The sequence below is a fragment of the Acidovorax sp. FW305-C-20-28 genome (genome assembly GCF_058783375.1).
This window is the reverse complement of the sequence record NZ_JBYSYM010000001.1, coordinates 135,156-154,049: the sequence shown is the minus strand read 5'-3', so window position 1 is coordinate 154,049 and position 18,894 is coordinate 135,156. Positions and strand designations below refer to the sequence as shown.

At 68.9% G+C, this 18,894-nt stretch carries 15 protein-coding genes; 2 read left to right on the top strand and 13 right to left on the bottom strand.

What is annotated here, in order from left to right; translation table 11 throughout:
- Positions 1-7: 7 nt before the first annotated feature.
- A complete protein-coding gene (locus AC3WOH_RS00730; RefSeq protein ID WP_492227502.1) occupies positions 8-847 on the bottom strand; it encodes an AraC family transcriptional regulator in 840 nt (279 codons plus the stop codon).
- Between the two features lie 98 nt (positions 848-945).
- Here AC3WOH_RS00730 and AC3WOH_RS00725 point away from each other — a divergent pair, with 98 nt between their 5' ends.
- Entirely contained in the window at positions 946-2,193 is a 1,248-nt protein-coding gene (locus AC3WOH_RS00725; protein ID WP_492227501.1) for an MFS transporter, read from the top strand.
- A 32-nt stretch (positions 2,194-2,225) separates the two neighbouring features.
- Here AC3WOH_RS00725 and AC3WOH_RS00720 read toward each other — a convergent pair whose 3' ends face one another.
- The 6 genes from AC3WOH_RS00720 to AC3WOH_RS00695 form a co-directional block, all read right to left on the bottom strand.
- Positions 2,226-3,104 carry a sugar phosphate isomerase/epimerase family protein gene (locus AC3WOH_RS00720; RefSeq protein ID WP_492227500.1) on the bottom strand — a complete coding sequence of 293 codons (879 nt, stop codon included), beginning with the start codon at positions 3,102-3,104 and terminating at the stop codon, positions 2,226-2,228.
- A gap of 5 nt (positions 3,105-3,109) precedes the next feature.
- Complete coding sequence (locus AC3WOH_RS00715) at positions 3,110-4,321, bottom strand: dihydrodipicolinate synthase family protein (RefSeq protein WP_492227499.1); 1,212 nt, start codon at positions 4,319-4,321, stop codon at positions 3,110-3,112.
- A 37-nt stretch (positions 4,322-4,358) separates the two neighbouring features.
- A complete protein-coding gene (locus AC3WOH_RS00710; protein ID WP_184855143.1) occupies positions 4,359-5,522 on the bottom strand; it encodes a Gfo/Idh/MocA family protein in 1,164 nt (387 codons plus the stop codon).
- Positions 5,523-5,627: 105 nt separating this feature from the next.
- Positions 5,628-6,620, bottom strand: a complete 993-nt coding sequence (locus AC3WOH_RS00705; protein ID WP_492227498.1) for a tripartite tricarboxylate transporter substrate binding protein — start codon at positions 6,618-6,620, stop codon at positions 5,628-5,630.
- Between the two features lie 195 nt (positions 6,621-6,815).
- Complete coding sequence (locus AC3WOH_RS00700) at positions 6,816-7,148, bottom strand: hypothetical protein (RefSeq protein ID WP_492227496.1); 333 nt, start codon at positions 7,146-7,148, stop codon at positions 6,816-6,818.
- Between the two features lie 16 nt (positions 7,149-7,164).
- Positions 7,165-7,815: a TetR/AcrR family transcriptional regulator gene (locus tag AC3WOH_RS00695; RefSeq protein ID WP_492227495.1), complete on the bottom strand. Its 651-nt coding sequence runs from the start codon at positions 7,813-7,815 to the stop codon at positions 7,165-7,167.
- 285 nt (positions 7,816-8,100) lie between these two features.
- On the opposite strand from AC3WOH_RS00695, the gene AC3WOH_RS00690 reads away from it, so the two are divergent.
- Positions 8,101-9,501, top strand: coding sequence for an alpha/beta hydrolase (locus tag AC3WOH_RS00690; RefSeq protein WP_492227494.1), 1,401 nt, complete (start codon positions 8,101-8,103; stop codon positions 9,499-9,501).
- A 63-nt stretch (positions 9,502-9,564) separates the two neighbouring features.
- Here the strand turns inward: AC3WOH_RS00690 and AC3WOH_RS00685 are convergent, their stop codons facing one another.
- From AC3WOH_RS00685 to AC3WOH_RS00660, 6 genes are all read right to left on the bottom strand, one after another.
- Positions 9,565-11,802, bottom strand: a complete 2,238-nt coding sequence (locus AC3WOH_RS00685; protein WP_492227493.1) for an NADP-dependent isocitrate dehydrogenase — start codon at positions 11,800-11,802, stop codon at positions 9,565-9,567.
- Between the two features lie 294 nt (positions 11,803-12,096).
- Positions 12,097-12,648 carry a tetratricopeptide repeat protein gene (locus AC3WOH_RS00680; protein ID WP_492227492.1) on the bottom strand — a complete coding sequence of 184 codons (552 nt, stop codon included), beginning with the start codon at positions 12,646-12,648 and terminating at the stop codon, positions 12,097-12,099.
- Positions 12,649-12,678: 30 nt separating this feature from the next.
- Positions 12,679-13,359: a ligase-associated DNA damage response endonuclease PdeM gene (gene pdeM / locus AC3WOH_RS00675; protein ID WP_492227970.1), complete on the bottom strand. Its 681-nt coding sequence runs from the start codon at positions 13,357-13,359 to the stop codon at positions 12,679-12,681.
- Positions 13,360-13,403: 44 nt separating this feature from the next.
- A complete protein-coding gene (locus AC3WOH_RS00670) occupies positions 13,404-16,112 on the bottom strand; it encodes a ligase-associated DNA damage response DEXH box helicase (protein WP_492227491.1) in 2,709 nt (902 codons plus the stop codon).
- A complete protein-coding gene (locus AC3WOH_RS00665; protein ID WP_492227490.1) occupies positions 16,109-17,818 on the bottom strand; it encodes an ATP-dependent DNA ligase in 1,710 nt (569 codons plus the stop codon). Before AC3WOH_RS00665 ends, AC3WOH_RS00670 begins: the two co-directional genes overlap by 4 nt.
- A complete protein-coding gene (locus tag AC3WOH_RS00660; RefSeq protein WP_492227489.1) occupies positions 17,815-18,876 on the bottom strand; it encodes a ligase-associated DNA damage response exonuclease in 1,062 nt (353 codons plus the stop codon). Before AC3WOH_RS00660 ends, AC3WOH_RS00665 begins: the two co-directional genes overlap by 4 nt.
- Between the last annotated feature and the right edge of the window lie 18 nt (positions 18,877-18,894).

Genomic DNA, 18,894 nt, shown 5'->3' with positions numbered 1-18,894 from the left:
CTGGCGGTCATGCCGAAGACGGCCCATAGGCATCGTTCCTGCCGATGAACCAGCTCGGCGGTTGCCCCATGGCGGCCTTGAACATGGCCGAGAACGCGCTTTCACTGGCGTAGCCGCTGGCAGCGGCCACGGCGCCCACCGATTCGCCGCGCGCCAGGCGGGGCAGGGCGTGGGCCAGCACGGCCTGCTTGCGCCAGGGTGCAAAGCCCATGCCGAATTGCGCCTGGAACAGCCGCGCCAGGGTGCGCTCGCTGGCGCCGCTGTCGGTGGCCCAGCCGTGCAGCGTGGCATGGCGGCCAGGGGCTTCCAGCACGGCCTGGCACAGGGCGCGCAGGCGTTTGTCGCTGTCCGGCCCGGGCAGCGGCACGCCCAGGGCGAGGCTTTCGGCCTCGCCGATCTCGTCGAGCACCAGCCGGGTCAGCGCCGCCTCGCGCACCGGGCCGGGCGGCGGACCGCCCACGGGGTCCAGGGCGGACACCAGCTCGCGCAGCAGCGGCGTCACGGCCATCACGCGGCAGACGGCACCATCGGCGGGCACCACGCTGGGGTCGATGTACAGGGTGCGAAAGGCCGCCGCCTCCAGCACGGCAATGGCGTGCAGCGCGCCCGGGGCGATCCACACCGCGCGCGAGGGCGGCACGATGTAGGCCGTGGGCGCCACCGGGGCCACCACGCTGACCTGGATCACGCCGCTGGCGCAGTAGGCCAGCTGCCCCCAGGCATGGCGGTGCGGCTCGAAATGCGTGTCGGCCGGCATGTTGCGCGCGCGCACCCGCACCGGGTGTGCGGGGTTCGGGGCAAAGGGGTCGGTGTCCCCGAGCGGGGCGACCTGGCTGGTGCGTGCCATGGGGTGGGTGGTTTTTGTATACGGAGTTGGCGCAAATTCGCCGAAAACTGTCTATCCGTCGCATTCCAGAAACTCAGGCGCAATACTACGATTTCGGCATGACTTCTGCCAACCCCGCCGCCAGCCCCGCTGCCGCCGTTCCCCTGCGTGCCGACGCAGGTGTGATCGGCCTCGTGGGCATCGCCCACCTCATCAGCCACTACAGCCAGCTGCTGCTGGCGCCCCTGTTCCCCTGGCTCAAGGATGCCTTCCAGGTCGGTTACACCGAGCTGGGCTTTCTCATGACCATCTTCTTCGTGGTCTCGTGTGCCGTGCAGGCGGGCTCGGGCTTTGTGGTCGACCGCTTCGGCCCGCGCCCCATCCTGTTTGGTGGCCTGGCGCTGCTGGGCCTGGCGGCGTTCGGCTTCGCGGCCAGCACCAGCTACGCCATGCTGGCCGCGTTCTCGGTGCTCGCGGGCATCGGCAACGGCGTGTTCCACCCGGTGGACTACACCCTGCTCAACCGCCGCGTGAGCGCGCCGCGCCTGGGCCATGCCTACAGCGTGCACGGCATCACCGGCAGCCTGGGCTGGGCGCTGGCACCGGCCATGCTGGTCCCGCTGGCCATCGCCTTCTCGTGGCGCGTGGCCCTGGTCTGCGCGGGCGTGCTGGCCTTTGCTGTGCTCGCGCTGCTGCTGTTCAACCGCCGCGTGCTGGAGCTGCCTCCCGCCCCGGCAGCCGTCGCCAAGGGTGGCGCGGCCGGCCAGCAGGGCAACTTCGCCTTCCTGCGTATCCCGGCCGTGTGGATGTGCTTTGCGTTCTTCTTCTTCTACGCCGTCTCGCTCAACGTGGTGCAGGCCTTCGCGCCCGAGGCCGCGCGCCAGCTGCATGCGGTGCCGGTGGCCCTGGCTGCGATGTGCCTCACGGTCTACATGGTGGCCAGTGCGGGCGGCATGGTGCTGGGCGGCTTCCTCGCCGCCGACCCGAGCCGCTGCGAACGCATCGTGGGCGTGGGCTTCGGCCTGGCGGCCTGCGTGGCGGTGGCCCTGGCCCTGGCGCACCCGCCCGGCGCCCTGGTGCCCGTGATGTTTGGCGTGATGGGTTTCTGCGCCGGCATCGCCGGCCCTTCGCGCGACCTGCTGGTCAAGCGCTCCACGCCCGAAGGCTCCACGGGCCGCGTCTACGGCATCGTGTACTCGGGCCTGGACATTGGCCAGGCCATGTCGCCGCTGCTGTTTGGCGTGCTGCTCGACCAGGGGCGCTTCACCGCCGTGCTGCTGGGCCTGGCCGTGGTGCAGGGCGTGCTGATCGCCAGCGCCTTCAATGTGCGCCGCGTGCGGCGCACCGTAGCTCCCGTTCCCGCCTGAAGCCGATGTGCCGGGCGGCACCCGGCACATCGTCAGACCACGGTGCAATGCCGTGCGATGCAGGTGTCCAGCGTGTCTTCGCCCGTACGCTGCCACCAGTCCAGCGCCGAGAAGATCTCCACCTCGGCGTAGCCGTCGAAGCCCGCGGCCTCGACCCACTGGCGGATCTTCTTGAGTTCGATCACCCCATCGCCCATCATGCCGCGGTCGCTGAGCAGATCGCGCGTAGGCAGGCGCCAGTCGCAGACATGGTAGGCCAGCAGGCGCTCCTTGCCGGCCCGCGCGATCTGCTGCGCCAGCTTGGGGTCCCACCACACGTGGTACACGTCCAGCGCCACGCCGAGTGCGCCGGTCTTGCGCGCATCGAGCGCGTCGCAGATGTCCAGCGCCTGCTCCAGCGTGTTGATGCAGGCGCGGTCGGCCGCCTGCATGGGGTGCAGCGGCTCGATGGCCAGGGGCATGCCCACCTGGCGCGCGTATTCCAGCGATGCGGCAATGCCATCGAACACCTCGCTGCGTGCCCGCGCGAGGTCGGTGTAGTGCGGTGTGCCGTCCAGCGCGCCGGGCAGGGCGCCCACCACCAGCACCAGGCAGGCGGCGTCGAGCGTCTTGGCCTCATCGATGGCGCGGCGGTTGTCATCGAGCGCTGCGCGCAGGCCGGCCGCATCGGCCGCCGGGAAAAAGCCGCCCCGGCAGTAGCCCGACAGCGCCATGCCATGGGCGCGCAACTGGCGCGCCGTGGCATCCAGCCCGACGGCAGCCACCTGGTCGCGCCAGGGGCTGATGGCGCGGATGCCGCGCTCGGCGCACTGGTCGATGATGCGGGGCAGCGGTACCTCCGCCCCCTGCTGCTTGCGCACGGTGGCGGTGTTGATCGACAGCCAGCGGTGGTCTTGCGAGAAATCACGCATGGTGCTCAGGCGCTCACGCCGTGCAATGCCAGCAGGTGGCCCATGCGCTGCACGGCCAGCTCGGGCTGCTCCAGCAGGTCGGCCTGATCGGCCAGGCGGAACAGCTCGGCAAAGTGCACCAGCGAGCGCGTGCTCTGCTGCCCACCCACCATGGTGAAGTGGCCCTGGTGCCCGTTGAGCCAGGCCATGAAGACCACGCCCGTCTTGTAAAAGCGCGTGGGCGCCGCAAAGATGTGGCGCGACAGTGGCACCGTGGGCCCCAGGATGGCGTGGAAGCGCGCTGTGTCACCTGCGGCCAAGGCCGCGAGCGCCGCACTCGCGGCCGGTGCGATGGCGTCGAAGATGCCCAGCAGCGCATCGCTCTGGCCCTGGCGTAGCGTGCTGCCGGCGCCATCGCCCGCAATCAGTTCGGCGTAGCTGAAGTCGTCGCCCGTGTACATGCGCACGCCCTGGCCGTCGGTGCCGCCCGTGGCGGGCAGGCGGCGGCGCATGGCGACCTCCTTGTCCTTGTCGAGCAGCGAGATCTTGATGCCGTCCACCTTGTCCGGGTGGGCGGCGATCACGGCCAGGGCCGTGTCCATGGCCGTATCCACATCGCGCGAACCCCAGTAGCCCGCGAGCGCCGGGTCGAACATGTCGCCCAGCCAGTGCAGCACTACGGGCTGGCGTGCCTGCGAAAGGATGCGGTCGTACACGCGCTCGTAGTCGGCAGGGTTTTTTGCCACGCGGGCCAGCGCGCGGCTGGCCATCACGATGAGCTTGCCGCCGAGCTTTTCGATGGCCTCCATCTGCTCCTCGTAGCCGCGGATCACGTCGTCCACCGACTTCACCTCGTCCAGCACCAGGTGGTCCGTGCCGCAGCCCGAGGCCACGAGCGCGCCCGGGCCGAAGTCGCGCGCCGCGTCGAGCGAGCGGCGGATCAGCTCCAGCGAGGTTGGCCAGTCCAGCCCCATGCCGCGCTGCGCGGTGTCCATGGCCTCGGCCACGCCCAGGCCCAGCGACCACAGGCGCTGGCGGTAGGCGATGGTGGCGTCCCAGTCCACCGCGCACTGCAGCCACGGGTCGATGGCGGCCAGCGGGTCGGCCACCACGTGGGCGGCCGAGTAGGCGATGCGGTTGAACACCGCACCCTGCTGCGGCACCACGGGCGTGCGGCCTTGCAGGGTGTAGGGACTGATGCGGCCGTCGGCCGTGGGCAGGGAAAGGCGAAGGGCCATGGTGAGCTCGGGAGATGAAGTGAAATGAATCAGGACGTCATGCCTTCAGTGGCGCTACGTCCACCCAGCGGCGTTCCTTCCAGCTTTCCAGGGCCGCTTCCACCAGCTGCACGCCCTTGGCGCCTTCGGGCAGGGTCCACTTGTACGGGGCGTCTTCCACCACGTGGCGGATGAAGTGCTCCCACTGGATCTTGAAGCCGTTGTCGTAGACCTGCGAGTCAGGGATCTCCTGCCACTGGTCGAAGAAGTTCATGGTCTGCTTCTCGTCGGGGTTCCACACCGGGCGCGGCGTGGCCACGCGGCTTTGCGCGCGGCAGCTCGACAGGCCGGCCACGGCCGAGCCGTCGGTGCCGTCCACATGGAAGGTGACCAGGTCATCGCGGCGCACGCGCGTGGCCCAGCTCATGTTGAGCTGCGCGATCACCGGCTCGCCGTTGTGGCCCGTGAGCTCGCAGGTGGCATAGGCCGCGTCGTCGGCCGTGGCCTTGTAGGGCTGGCCCGCCTCGTCCCAGCGCTGCGGGATGTGGGTGGCGCCGATGCACGAGACGGACTTCACTTCGCCGAACAGGTTGTCCAGCACATAGCGCCAGTGGCACATCATGTCCAGGATCATGCCGCCGCCATCTTCGCTGCGGTAGTTCCAGCTCGGGCGCTGGATGGGCTGCAGGTCGCCCTCGAAGACCCAGTAGCCGAACTCCAGGCGCACGCTCAGCATGCGGCCGAAGAAACCCGCGCGGCGCAGCATGTCCAGCTTGCGCAGGCCGGGCAGGAAGAGCTTGTCCTGCACGGCGCCGTGCTTGAGGCCCGAGCCCGAGGCCAGGCGTGCGATCTCCACCGCCTCGTTGAGGTTGGTGGCAATGGGCTTTTCGCAGTACACATGCTTGCCGGCGCGGATCGCCTTGGCCAGCAGGGTGGGGCGCATTTGCGTGGTGCCGGCGTCGAAGAACACCGTGTCCTCGGGGTTGGCCAGTGCCGCATCGAGGTCTGTGCCCCAGCGCGCGATGCCATGCGCCTTGGCCAGGGCCTCCATCTTCTCGGCATTGCGGCCGATGAGGATGGGGTCGGGCATCACGCGGTTGCCGTTGGCCAGCAGCACGCCGCCCTGCGCACGGATGGCGCAGATGGAGCGGATCAGATGCTGGTTCATGCCCATGCGGCCGGTGACGCCGTGCATGATGAGTCCGAGTCGTTGGGTGGCCATGGTGTCGTCCGCTTTCAGTTCAAAGGTTGCAAAAATGAATGGGCAAAGGCGCGGCCTGGCCATCCCCATGGCAGGGGCTGGCGGCGCAGTGCAGCGCTCAGGGAATTACGGGGTGGGCGAGAGGCCGGCCGCCTTGACCAGCGCGGCGTTGTTCTTGATCTCGTCCTTGATGTAGGCGTCGAACTGCTCGGGCTTGAGCGTCCAGGCATCGGCACCGAGCTTGAGGAAGCGCTCCTTCACCTCGGGCGTGGCCAGGGCCTTGACCACCTCGTCGTGCAGGCGGTTGACGATGTCGCGCGGCGTCTTGGCCGGCACCATCATGCCGATCCAGAAGTTGAATTCCGATCCGGGCACGCCGGCCTCGGCCGTGGTGGGCACGTCGGGCAGGGCGGCCGCGCGCTTGGGCGAGCCCACGGCCAGCGCCAGCAGCTGGCCGTCCTTGATCTGGCCGATGACGGGCGCAATGGGCGAGAAGTAATAGTCCACCCGGCCCGACAGCACCTCGGTCACGGCCTCGGCCGAGCCCTTGAAGGGGATGTTGGTGGCGTCGATCTTCGCGGCCAGCTTGAATTTCTCGGCGTTCAGGTGCGTGGCGCTGCCCTGGCCGGCCGAGGCGAAGTTCACCGTGCCGGGCTTGGCCTTGGCCGCGGCTACCAGGTCCTGCAGCGTCTTGATGCCTTTGGCGGGCGAGATCACCAGCGCATTGGGCAGCGAGGAAATCGGCGTCACGCCCGCGAAGTCGCCCGTGGTGTCGAAGGGCAGCTTGGCAAAGGTGAGCGGGCTCACCGTGTGCGAGGAGGAATGGATCATCACCGTGTAGCCATCAGGCGCGGCCGTGGCCACCGCCTGCTGGCCGATGGTGCCGCTGGCGCCGCCGCGGTTGTCCACCACCAGCGACTGCCCCATGCTCTGGCCCATCTTGTCGGCGATGGCGCGCGCAATGATGTCGGTGGTGCTGCCGGCCGCAAAGGGCACGATCACGCGGATGGGCTTGGTGGGGTAGCCGCCCTGCGCGAAAGCGCTGAAGGACAGCGACGTGAGCGTGGCAACTGCCAGGGCAGTGGCGGCAGCGCGGCGGGTGGTGCGGATGAAGGGCATGGATTTGTCTCCGTTGGCAGGCTTGGACTTGCTCTTTAATTCACTGATTGGTGAATAAGCGGATTTTTAGGCATTGCTGCGCCTGCGTCAACGCAGACGCGTTCTACGAAGCTAGGTATTTACCCGAGGGCCGGGTGGGGCAGGGGCCGTGGGCAGCGGTGGGCTTGAATCAAGGGAGCGCGCTGCGGCTGCAGGTCAGCGAGGCGCCTTCTTGCGCAGCCTGGCGAGTGAGTACCCGGTAAAGCCCTGGTGCACGAAGCCGCCGAGCGCCATGAGCGGGATCCATGCGGCCGCATAGTGCGGAAGGCAGAGCAGCAGGCCGAGGGCAAGCAACAGGTTTGCCGCAAAGAGCAGGTCGCGCCATGCAAACAGGCGCGCGCAGCCTTCGATCCCTTCGGGCGGGCGCACGATCCACTGGCGCGTGAGTTCGACACGCTTGCCGGTGCCCATCTGGTAGGCGCGCCAGAGGAGAAAGGCAGCCATGGCTGCGGGGGCGACGACGAAGAGCAAAAGCGTTGCGATGGACATGGGGTGTGGTTTCCTCTCAGTCCTTCAGCACATAACCGAGGATCACGTCGCACATGTGTGTCAGCCGCTCGTTGCGGGCCTTGGGGGTCATCAGGTCGCGCCCGAAGATGGCTGACAGGGTGTGGTTGTTCGACAGGTAGAAGTACGACAGCCCCGCAATGGAGACGTAGAGCTGCAGCGGGTCCACCCCGCCGCGAAAGCTGCCCTCGCGCCGGCCGTGCTCCAGCACCTCGCCGAGCATGGCGATCAGGGGCGAGTTCATCTCGCGTGCGCGCTGCGACTCCTGCAAGTGGCGCGCCTTGTGCAGGTTGGCACTGTTGAGCAGGGTCAGGAACTGGGGGTTCTCCAGGTAGTACACCCAGGTGAACTCCACCAGCCGGCGGATCGCGGTGGCAGGCTCCAGCTCCAGCAGGTTGAGCTTGCGTTCCTCCTCGCGGATGTGCAGGTAGGCCTGCTCCAGCACGGCCTGGAACAGGGTCTCCTTGTCCTCGAAGTAGTAGTAGATCAGCCGCTTGTTCAGACCCGCACGCTCGGCGATGCGGTCCATGCGGGCGCCCCCCAGGCCATGCTCGGCGAATTCGTCGCGCGCCGCGCTGAGGATGGCGCCCTGGGAGCGGTCGGCGTCGCGCTGGCGCTCCTTGGCGGTGGTGTCGGTGTCTTTGCTCATGCCTGGATAATTCACTAAATGGTTAACAAAATCCAGTCCTGCGCAGGGCCAGGGAGGATTTTGGGGTGGCGATGCACGGCGCGGCACGGGCACACACAGGCACCGGGGAACTATAGCCAGGGTGCGGGCGGCTTCCGGCTGGCGCATCTGCATACGCGCAGCATATGGAGCTGTCCCGTGCAGGCTATTTGACGGGGCGCCGGGCGCTTCCTACGATGCCATGCGGCTCCATTGCCCGTTTTGCCCCCAAAGAACCACTCCCCTACCGCCGGAGACGAATCGCCCATGCACGCCCTTTCTGCATCCCTTGCGCCTGCGCTGCGCCTGTCCCTGCTGGGCCTGGCCGCCGGCCTGCTGGCGGCCTGCGCCCCGATGAAGACGCCGCCCGCCGCTGGCGTGGGCACCGCCGTGCCCGCCAGCAAGGAGGCAGCCCCCGTCGCCACGGCCTGCCCCAAGGACATCGAGGCCATCGCGCGCTGCCTCTCGGGCCAGGACTCGGCCGGCGCCTACTACCTCATCGCCATGCCCAACGCCTGGAACCAGGTGCTGGTGATGCACTCGCACGGCGGCCCCACGCTGGGCGCGCCCAAGCCCGAGCGCGCGGTGGAGGACCTGGAGCGCTGGTCCATCATGGTCCGCGCCGGCTATGCCTGGGCGGGCAGCACCTTCCGCCAGGGCGGCGTGGCCGTGCGTGCCGCGGCAGAAGACACGGAGCGCCTGCGCCGCATCTTCATCGCCCAGGTGGCCCAGCCGCGCCGCACCATCCTGCACGGCCAGTCCTGGGGGGCCAGCGTGGCCGCCATGGGGGCCGACATGTTCGGCCACGGTGCCGTCAGCCCCCGGCCCTACGACGCGGTGCTGCTCACCAGCGGCCTGCTGGCCGGCGGCAGCCGTTCGTACGACTTCCGCACCGACCTGCGCGTGGTCTACCAGCACCTGTGCCACAACCACCCGCTGCCCAACGAGGCACCGTACCCGCTGAACATCGGCCTGCCGGCCGGTGCGAAGCTGACCGGCGCCGAGCTCGCGGCCCGGGTCAACGACTGCCTGGGCCTGGACAAGCCCGCCGCCCAGCGCACGTCCGAGCAGCAGCGCAAGGTCAAGACGATTGTCGACGTGATCCGCATCCCGGCCAGCTCCATCCAGAGCCACCTGAACTGGGGCACCTTCCATTACCGCGACGTGGTGCACCTGCGCACGGGCGATGCCAGCCCCTTCGGCAACACCGGCGCCAAGTACACCGGCTCGCCCGATGACGTGGCGCTCAACGCCGCCGTGCTGCGCTACAAGGCCGATCCGCAAGCCCTGGCCCGCTTTGCCCAGGACACCGACCCCACAGGCCGCATCGACGTGCCGGTGCTCACCACCAAGGGCGTGGACGACCCGACCGCCTTCGTCGAGCTCGATGCCTTCTTCAAGGGCACCATGGAGCGCGCAGGCAGCGGCGCCCGCCTGGTGCAGACCTTCACCCAGCACAACACCCACAGCTACCTGAGCGACCCGACCTACCCCACGCTGATGACCGCGCTGCTGCGCTGGGTGGACGAGGGCGCCAAGCCCACCCCCGAGGGCATCGCCCAGCAGTGCCCGGCCAATGAAGCCAAGTTCGGCAAGGGCTGTGCGTTTCTGCCGGCGTATGTGCCCAAGCCCTTGAACAGCCGCGTGGTGGACCGCGAAAGACCCTGATCCTTCAAAAAATGAAAAAAGGCCCCGCGTAGCGGGGCCTTTGCATTGTGGGTGCCGAAAAGATCAGGCGGCCACAGCAGCCAGCGCCTTGTTCAGCGTCTCGCTGGGGCGCATCACCTTGTCGAGCTTGGCCACGTCGGGCTGGTAGTAGCCGCCGATGTCGGCGGGCTGGCCCTGCACGGCAGCCAGTTCGGCCACGATGGTCTCTTCCTTGGCCGTCAGTTCCTGGGCCAGCGAGGCGAAGCGCGCGGCAAGGTCCTTGTCGTCCGTCTGCGCGGCCAGTTCCTGGGCCCAGTACAGGGCCAGGTAGAACTGGCTGCCGCGGTTGTCCAGCTGGCCGGTCTTGGGCGAGGGGTTCTTGTTGTTGTCCAGGAGCTTGCCCGTGGCCGCGTCCAGCGTCTTGGCCAGGACCTTGGCCTTGGCGTTGCCGGTCTTGATGCCCAGGTCCTCGAACGACACGGCCAGCGCCAGGAACTCGCCCAGCGAATCCCAGCGCAGGTGGTTCTCTTCCACCAGCTGTTGCACGTGCTTGGGCGCGGAGCCGCCGGCACCCGTTTCGTACATGCCGCCACCGGCCATCAGCGGCACGATGGAGAGCATCTTGGCCGAGGTGCCCAGTTCCATGATGGGGAACAGGTCGGTCAGGTAGTCGCGCAGGATGTTGCCGGTGGCGCTGATGGTGTCCAGGCCGCGGATCACGCGCTCCAGCGTGTAGCGCATGGCACGCACCTGGCTCATGATCTGGATATCGAGGCCGGTGGTGTTGTGCTCGTGCAGGTACATCTTGACCTTGGTGATCAGCTGCGCCTCGTGCGGGCGGTACGAGTCGAGCCAGAACACCACGGGCATGCCGGAGTTGCGGGCGCGGTTGACGGCCAGCTTGACCCAGTCGCGGATCGCGGCGTCCTTGACCTGGCACATGCGCCAGATGTCGCCGGCTTCCACGTCCTGGGACAGCAGCACTTCGCCGGTCGCCAGGTCGGTGATGTTGGCCACGCCGTCTTCGGCGATCTCGAACGTCTTGTCGTGCGAGCCGTACTCTTCGGCCTGCTGGGCCATCAGGCCCACGTTGGGCACCGTGCCCATGGTCTTGGGGTCGAACGCGCCGTGCCATTTGCAGAAGTTGATGATCTCCTGGTAGATGCGGGCGAAGGTCGACTCGGGCATCACGGCCTTCACGTCCTTCAGGCGGCCGTTGGCGTCCCACATCTTGCCGCTGTTGCGGATCATCGCGGGCATGGACGCGTCCACGATGATGTCGTTGGGCGAGTGGAAGTTGGTGATGCCCTTGGCCGAGTCGACCATGGCCAGCTCGGGGCGGTTCTCGTGGCAGGCGTGCAGGTCGCGCTTGATCTCGTCGCGCTGGCTTTGGGGCAGTGTCTCGATCTTGGTGTACAGGTCGACCATGCCGTTGTTCACGTTCACACCCAGCTCGTCGAACGTCTTGGCGTGCTTGGCGAACGCGTCCTTGTAGAAGATGCGCACGCAGTGGCCGAACACGATGGGGTGGGACACCTTCATCATGGTGGCCTTCACGTGCAGCGAGAACATCACGCCGGTCTTGCGCGCGTCTTCGATTTCCTTCTCGTAGAACTCCAGCAGCGCCTTCTTGCTCATGAACATGCTGTCGATCACCTCGCGGTCGAGCAGCGCGACCTTGGGCTTCAAGACAATGGTCTTGCCGCTCTTGGTGATCAGTTCCATCTTCACTTCACGGGCGCGGTCCAGCGTCATGGACTTTTCGCCGTGGTAGAAGTCGCCGTGGTGCATGTGCGAGACGTGGCTGCGCGATGCCTGGCTCCATTCACCCATCGAATGGGGGTTCTTGCGCGCGTAGTTCTTCACGGCGGCGGGCGCGCGGCGGTCGGAGTTGCCTTCGCGCAGCACGGGGTTCACCGCCGAGCCGATGCACTTGCCGTAGCGTGCCTTGATCTCTTTTTCCTTGTCGTCCTTGGGCTGGTCCGGGTAGTCGGGCAGCGCATAGCCCTTGCCCTGCAGCTCGGCGATGGCCGCCTTGAGCTGCGACACCGAGGCGCTGATGTTGGGCAGCTTGATGATGTTGGCGTCGGCCTGCAGCGTCTTCTTGCCCAGCTCGGCCAGGGTGTTCGGAGCGCGCTGCTCTTCCTTCAGGAACTCGGGGAACTCGCCCAGCACGCGGGCGGCCACGGAGATGTCGGACTCCGCCACGTTGATGCCCGCAGGCGCCGCGAAGGTGCGGATGATGGGCAGGAAGGAAGCCGTGGCCAGGCGAGGCGCCTCGTCGGTCAGGGTGTAGATGATGGTGGGTTGCTGGGTCGTCATGGCTTGTCTCACGAAACGAGTGTGTAAATGCCCTTGCCGGGGTACAGCAGGGCCAAACGCGAATGCTCTCGCATTCTCGTCCTTTGGCGCTTTCCCGGGACCCGGTTTTTGCAATCGAATCCCATAATGCAAAATTTACCGCCGGGTAGGCACAATTTTTTAACGCGTTGCCTATAGCGGAAGCGGTTTGGGGGTGGGAAATTGGGCTGCGGCAAGACCGAAAGGCCTCATTGCCACAAGGGCCAAGAGGTTCGGGATCAGACAGACCCTGCGGGCCCCGAGACCGGCGTGACCTCAAGGCCGGCGGTAGCTCAAGCCCAGCAGGACACCCTGCGCGCGCAGCAGGGACTGGGCCTCTTCGCGACCGGCAGGTGTGATGAACCGGGAGCGGAGCGCCCGCCTGAGGCAATCCCGGGCGCTGGCGTTGGAGACGGGCGTTCCCTGGCCCTCCAAATGGCATTTCGCCATTTCTACCCAGGCGTCGCCATCACCGTCCAGGGCCGCCTTGTGGAACCAATGGAAAGCGCTGCGATGGGCGTGGCGCTCCCGGAAAAGAATGGCCAGGTTGTTGGCGGCCACGAAATCCCCTGCGTGCCGGGCTTTGCGGTACCAGATCCGTGCCAGATACTTGCTGGAACGAATGCCCAGGCCTTCGTCGTAGAAATACCCCACATCGAGCATGGCGCCCCTGGCCCCTCGGTGTGCACAAGCCAGAAAAAGCTGAAAGGCTCGCGGCAGGTCATTTGCGTCCCAAGCCTCATGGGCTCGGTTTTCCATTTCATCCGGCTCGGTCATCCAGCGCCTTTCATCGACCCCATGATGCGGCCAGTGGGTCGGGGCATCCATGGTAGCGGCTTGATCTGCGCACGCTGATGCTCAACTGGAAGATCGAACCTCCACCACCCGATCCCCCACCACCGCAAACCGCCGAGTCTGCGGCGCAATGGATTGGCTCGATGTTCCGGTGAACGCCCCGAAGGCGGGCAGCACCAGAAGCCCCGGCGCGAAGGCAAAGCAGGGCAGGCGCGCGGCATCGCGTGCCAGGCCGTACAGGGTCACCGTGGGGTGCAGGTGCCCCGCCAGCACGGTGCTGCCGGCAACGGCCAGGGGGTGGTGGCAGGCCAGCACCTCGGCGCTTTCCACTGGTTGCCAGGGTTCGTCAGCGAGGTCGATGGCGAGGGCCGCCGGCGGATCGCCTGCATGCAGGTCGTGGTTGCCGCGCACCAGGGTCATGCGGATGCCGGCGTGGCGCTCGCGCCAGGGCTGCAGCTGGGCCCACAGCGGTGCATCGGCGCCGCTGCGCGCGTGCAGAAAATCGCCCAGGAAGACCAGGTGCTGCGCACCCGTGGCGGCCAGCACCGCGTCGAGCCGGGCCAGGTTGTCGGCCGTGGTGCCGTGCGGCACAGGCTGGCCGGCGCGGCGGAAGGTGGCGGCCTTGCCGAAGTGCACGTCGGCCACGCAAACCATGCGCGCGGCGGGCCAGACCACCGCGCGCTGGGGCAGCAGCCACAGCACCGTGCCGCCAGGCAGGGTGATGGCCTGGGCGCCTGGGGGCATGGTGGTCGGGGCGGCGTCGTTCGGCAAGGGCGGAGTGGCTGGGCTCAGAATCCGTGGCGTCTGCGGGGCCGGCGGGGTGTGTCCTGGGCATCCCCGCGGCGCGCGCGCCGCGGGGATGCGGTGGCCCCGTCGGGTACATCCCAGGCCATGTCGGCCGGGTCCACCAGATTATCGGCCTCGTGGGTGCCGGTGGTCTCGTCGGCCGCCTTCTCCAGCGCCTGCACCATGCGCGCCAGCCGGTCGGCCAGGGTCTCGGTGCTCAGGCGCTCGCGAAAGCGCTCCACCATCAGCGGCAGGGCGAAGGGCGTGGGCCGCTTGATGGCGTGGACGGACAGGGTCTGCGCCTGCATTCCCCGCAAGGTGCGGGCCAGGCGGTCCATGTCCAGCTCGTTCGCCAGCAACTCGGCGCGCGCCTGGGCCAGGAGCAGGTTGCCGGGGTCGTACTGGGCGAACACGTCGTAGTACAGCGAGGACGAGGCCTGCAGCTGCCGGCTGCTGCGCTGCTCGCCCGGGTGGCTCTGGAAGATGAGGCCGGCGATGCGCGCGATCTCGCGAAAGCGTCGGCGCGCCATCTCGGTGGCGTTCAGGCTGGCGAGCACCTCCTCTTCCAGTCCGCCGCCCAGCGTGGTGGCCGTGCCCTCGCCCAGGATGCGCGGCAGCAGCGTGGCCCAGGCGATGGGCTTGGCAGAGAGCAGCTCCAGCCCGTAGTCGTTGACCGCGATGGAGAAGGTGTTGGCCACCTGCTGCGACGCGCGCCAGGCCAGCAGGCCGGCCAGGCCCAGGTGCACCAGGCGGCCCGCCAGCGGGTACAGGTACAGGTGCCAGCCCTCGCGCGTGTGCAGGGTCTCGGCCACCAGCCGGCCGGGTGTGGGCAGGGCGGACCAAGCACCCTGCACGGCCAGCAGGGGGCGGGCGCACTGCATCTCGGGCGAGGCGTAGACACCGCGCTCGGCCTGCTCCAGCACTTCGAGCATGGCATCGGCCAGCGTGTTCGACAGCGGCATGCGCCCGCCGTTCCAGCGCGGCAGCGCGGCACTGCCCTTGGGGGCAATGCGCACGTAGGCCGTCATCTGCTGGGTGCGCACGAGCTCCAGCAGGCGCCCGGCGAACATGAACACGTCGCCCTTGCGCAGCCGTGCGATGAAGCTTTCCTCCACCGAGCCCAGGCGCCCGCCGCTCACGAACTGCACCTGCATGCTGGCATCGCTCACGATGGTGCCGATGTTGCTGCGGTGGCGGCGCGCCAGCCGTGCATCCGGCACGCGCCACACGCCTTCCTCGTCGGGCACGGCGCGCTGGAAATCAGGGTAGATGGCCAGCGAGGCCCCGCCCTGGCGCACGAACTGCAGGGCCCATTGCCAGTCATCGTCGGCCAGCGTGGCATAGGCCGGGGCGCGGCGCACCTCGGCCAGCAGCTCTTCGGGCACGAAGCCGCCGCCCAGCGCCACGGTGACCAGGTGCTGCACCAGCACGTCGAGTGGCGCGTGCGGCGTGTGCCGGTCTTCGATGCGGCCCAGCGCCAGCGCGTGGCGCGCAGCGGCGGCCTCCACCAGCTCCAGGCTGTGCGTGGGCACCAGCGTGATGCTGGAGGTGCGCCCTGGCGCATGGCCCGAGCGTCCCGCGCGCTGCACCAGCCGCCCCACGCCCTTGGCCGAGCCGATCTGCAGCACCTGCTCCACCGGCAGAAAGTCCACGCCCAGGTCCAGGCTCGACGTGCAGACCACGGCCTTGAGCTGGCCGGCCTTGAGCCCGTTCTCCACCCAGGCGCGCACCTCCTGGCCCAGCGAGCCGTGGTGCAGTGCCAGCGTGCCGGCCCAGTCGGGCCGCGCCTCCAGCAGCGCCTGGTACCAGCGCTCGGCCTGCGAGCGCGTGTTGGTGAAGACCAGCGTCGATGCGCAGGCCTCGATGGACTGCACCACCTGCGGCAGCAGCGCCAGGCCCATGTGGCCGGCCCAGGCAAAGCGGTCCACCTTGGGCGGCAGCATCACGTCCACCTGCAGCGCCTTGTCGATGCGGCCCTGCACCAGCACGGCGGGCGGCGCTGCGGGGGCATGGTGCACCGTCCGGGGCAGCAGCGTATCCAGCGCCTCCGGCAGATTGCCCAGCGTGGCCGACATGCCCCACACCTGCAGCGCCGGGCTCCAGCCCGACAGGCGCGCCAGCGCCAGCTGCGCTTGCACGCCGCGCTTGTTGCCTACCAGCTCATGCCACTCGTCCACCACCACCAGTTGCACGTGGCGCAGGCGCTCGTGCGCATCGGCGCGCGCCAGCAGCAGCGAGACGCTCTCGGGCGTGGTCACCAGCAGCGTGGGCAGGCGCCGGTCTTGCGCGGCGCGCTCGCCGCTGGCGGTATCTCCCGTGCGCAGGCCGCTGGTCCAGGCCGGCGCCAGATCGGGCAGTGGGGCCTGCAGCGCGCGCAGCGTGTCGGCCGCCAGGGCGCGCATGGGCGTGATCCACAGCACCGTGAGCGGTGGTGCGGCTGCGCGGCGGGCCTGCAGCGTGGTGGGCGTGTTCTCCATCGGCGCTGTCGCAGGTTCGGGCGGTGCCAGGTGCTGCAGCGCGCCCAGCCACACGGCATAGGTCTTGCCCGCGCCCGTGTTAGCGTGCAGCAGGCCCGAGCGGCCCTCACCCAGGGCCTGCCACACCTCGTGCTGGAAGGCAAAGGGTTCCCAGCCGCGCGTGGCCATCCAGGCCGCAGCGGCACCGTCGGCCTTGGGCGGCTTCTGGCGTGAACGGCGAGCCGCCGCGTTCATGCGGCTGCGTCCTGTCCCGGCAAGAGTGCCATCAGCGTCTGCAGGGTATCGGCCTCGGCCACGCTCTTGTCCTGGCGCCAGCGCAGCATGCGCGGAAAGCGCACCGCGATGCCGCTCTTGTGGCGCGGGCTCTTGCCGATGCCCTCGAAGCCGAGCTCGAAGACCAGGGTCGCATCCACACTGCGCACGGGCCCGAAGCTCTCGCGCGTGGTCTTGCGGACGATGGCGTCCACCTGGGCGATCTCGGCGTCCGTCAGGCCCGAATAGGCCTTGGCAAAGGGCACGAGCTGCCGGTCGGGGTCGTCCTGCGGCCCGGTCCACACGGCAAAGGTGTAGTCGGTGTACAGGCTCGCGCGCCGGCCGTGGCCGCGCTGGGCGTAGATGAGCACGGCGTCCACGCTCATGGGGTCGATTTTCCACTTCCACCACACGCCCACGTCCTTGGTGCGGCCCACGCCGTAGCGGGCCTGGCGGTGCTTGAGCATGAAGCCCTCGGTGCCCATGCCGCGCGCAGCCTCGCGCTGGCGCGCGAGGTCCGGCCAGCCGGCGCCGTGCAGCAGGGCGCTCAGGCGCAGGGCGGGTGGAGTTGCGGGTTCTGCGATGGCGTCGGGTGGCTGGAGCACTGCTTCCAGCAGGGCGCGGCGGGCCTGCTGCGGCTGCTGGCGCTGGTCCTGGCCCGCATGTTCGAGCAGGTCGTAGGTGACCAGCACCACGGGCAGCTCGCGCAACAGCTTGGGGGTCAGGGTCTTGCGGCCCAGGCGCTTTTGCAGGTCGGCAAAGGGGCGGGGCTGGGGCTCGTCGGGCAGCCACACGAGGATTTCGCCATCCACCACCGTGCCATCGGGCAGGGCCGCCAGGGCCGCCTCGGCCAGCTCGGGAAAGCGGTCGGTCACCAGTTCCTCGCCGCGCGACCAGACCCAGACCTCGCCCGCGCGGCGCACGATCTGCGCGCGGATGCCATCCCACTTCCATTCCACCAGCCAGTCGCGGGGTGCGCCCAGCAGCGCGGGCATCTCGACCACGGGCTGGCTGAACGGGTGGGCCAGGAAAAAGGGGTAGGGCTGGCCCGCCATGCCGCTGTCGCCCGTGCCGGGAGCGCTGCCGTCAGCGGCATCGTCCACGGGCGCGATCAGGGCGGCATAGTCGTCTGCCGCGGGCTGGCGGCCGATCTGCGTGTAGCCCATCAGCCGGTGGGCGACGCGCTTGGGGTCCAGCGCGCTCACTGTGGCCAGCGCCTGCGTCACCTGCAGGCGCGACACCCCCACCCGGAAGTTGCCGGTGATGAGCTTGAAGTACACAAAGCGCTGCTCCGGCGCCAGCAGGTCCCACTGCGCGCGCAGGCGCGCATCAGCCTCCTCGGGTGGCAGGGCACGCAGGGGCAGCAGCTGGGCCATCCATTCGACCAGCGGCAGGTCCACCGGCTGAGCGGGCGGGGGCAGCAGCAGGGCCAGCGTTTCGGCCAGGTCGCCCACGGCCTGGTAGCTTTCTTCGAACAGCCACTCGGGCAGGCCCGCCGCCTCCTGCGCCAGGGCCTTCAGGCGTTTGGTGGGCACCATCTGGCGCGGCTTGCCGCCAGCGAGGAAGTAGACCGCCCAGGCCGCATCGGGCGGCGCTGCCACGCGCAGGTAGGCCACCAGCGCCGCCAGCTTGGCCGACTGCGCGGTGGTGGAATCGAGCGCCTGGAACAGCGCGGCAAAGGCCTTCATGCCGCGGCCTCAGGCGCCGGTACGTCGGCATGGGCTGGTGGCGCAGCACCTGCATCGTCCTCGTTGTCCTCGGCACCGTATTCGGTCGCAAAGACCTGCGCATCCAGCCCCTGCTCGCACAGCCAGCGCACCATCACCTCGGTGCTGCCATGGGTCACGATGATGCGCTCGGCCCCGGTGGCGCCTATGGCCTTCTGCAGGCTGGGCCAGTCCGCGTGGTCGCTCATCACGAAGCCCCGGTCCACGCCGCGGCGCCGACGCGCGCCGCGCACCAGCATCCAGCCGCTGGCAAAGGCATCGGAATGCTCGCCAAAGCGCTTGAGCCAGGGCGTTCCGGCTGCCGAGGGCGGTGCCAGAACCAGCGCGCGGCGCAGATCCGCCTTGGTCACGCCCGGGTCCGTCACGCGCAGCGTGGGCGGCAGTGCCACGCCCGCTGCGCGGTACACGGCGTTGAGCGGGTCCACCGCGCCGTGCACGACGATGGGGCCGATGCCGGCGTCCACCCCGTGCAGCAGCCGCTGCGCCTTGCCGAAGGCGTAGGCATACAGCACGCTGGCCTTGCCCGCCGCCGCGTTCGCGGCCCACCAGGCATTGATGTCCGCGAACAGCACGGGCTGCGCAGGCCAACGGTAGATGGGCAGGCCAAAGGTCGACTCGGTGATGAAGGTGTGGCAGCGCACCGGCTCGAAGGGCGGGCAGGTGCCGTCGTCCTCCAGCTTGTAGTCGCCCGAGGCCACCCAGACCTGGCCACCATGCTCCACCCGCACCTGGGCCGAGCCCAGCACATGTCCCGCCGGGTGCAGCGACAGGCGCACGCCGTGGTGGTCGATGGCGTCGCCATAGGCCAGCGTCTGCAAGTCAATGTCCGCGCCCAGCCGGTTGCGCAGCGTGCCCTCGCTGTCCCTGTGTGCAAGGTAGTGGGCTGAGCCCATGCGCGCATGGTCGGAATGCGCATGCGTGATCACGGCCCGCTCCACCGGCCGCCAGGGGTCGATGTAGAAGTCTCCGGCCGGGCAGTACAGGCCTTCGGGGCGGTGGACGATGAGGTCGCTGGGCATGGGCAGGCCATCCTAAGC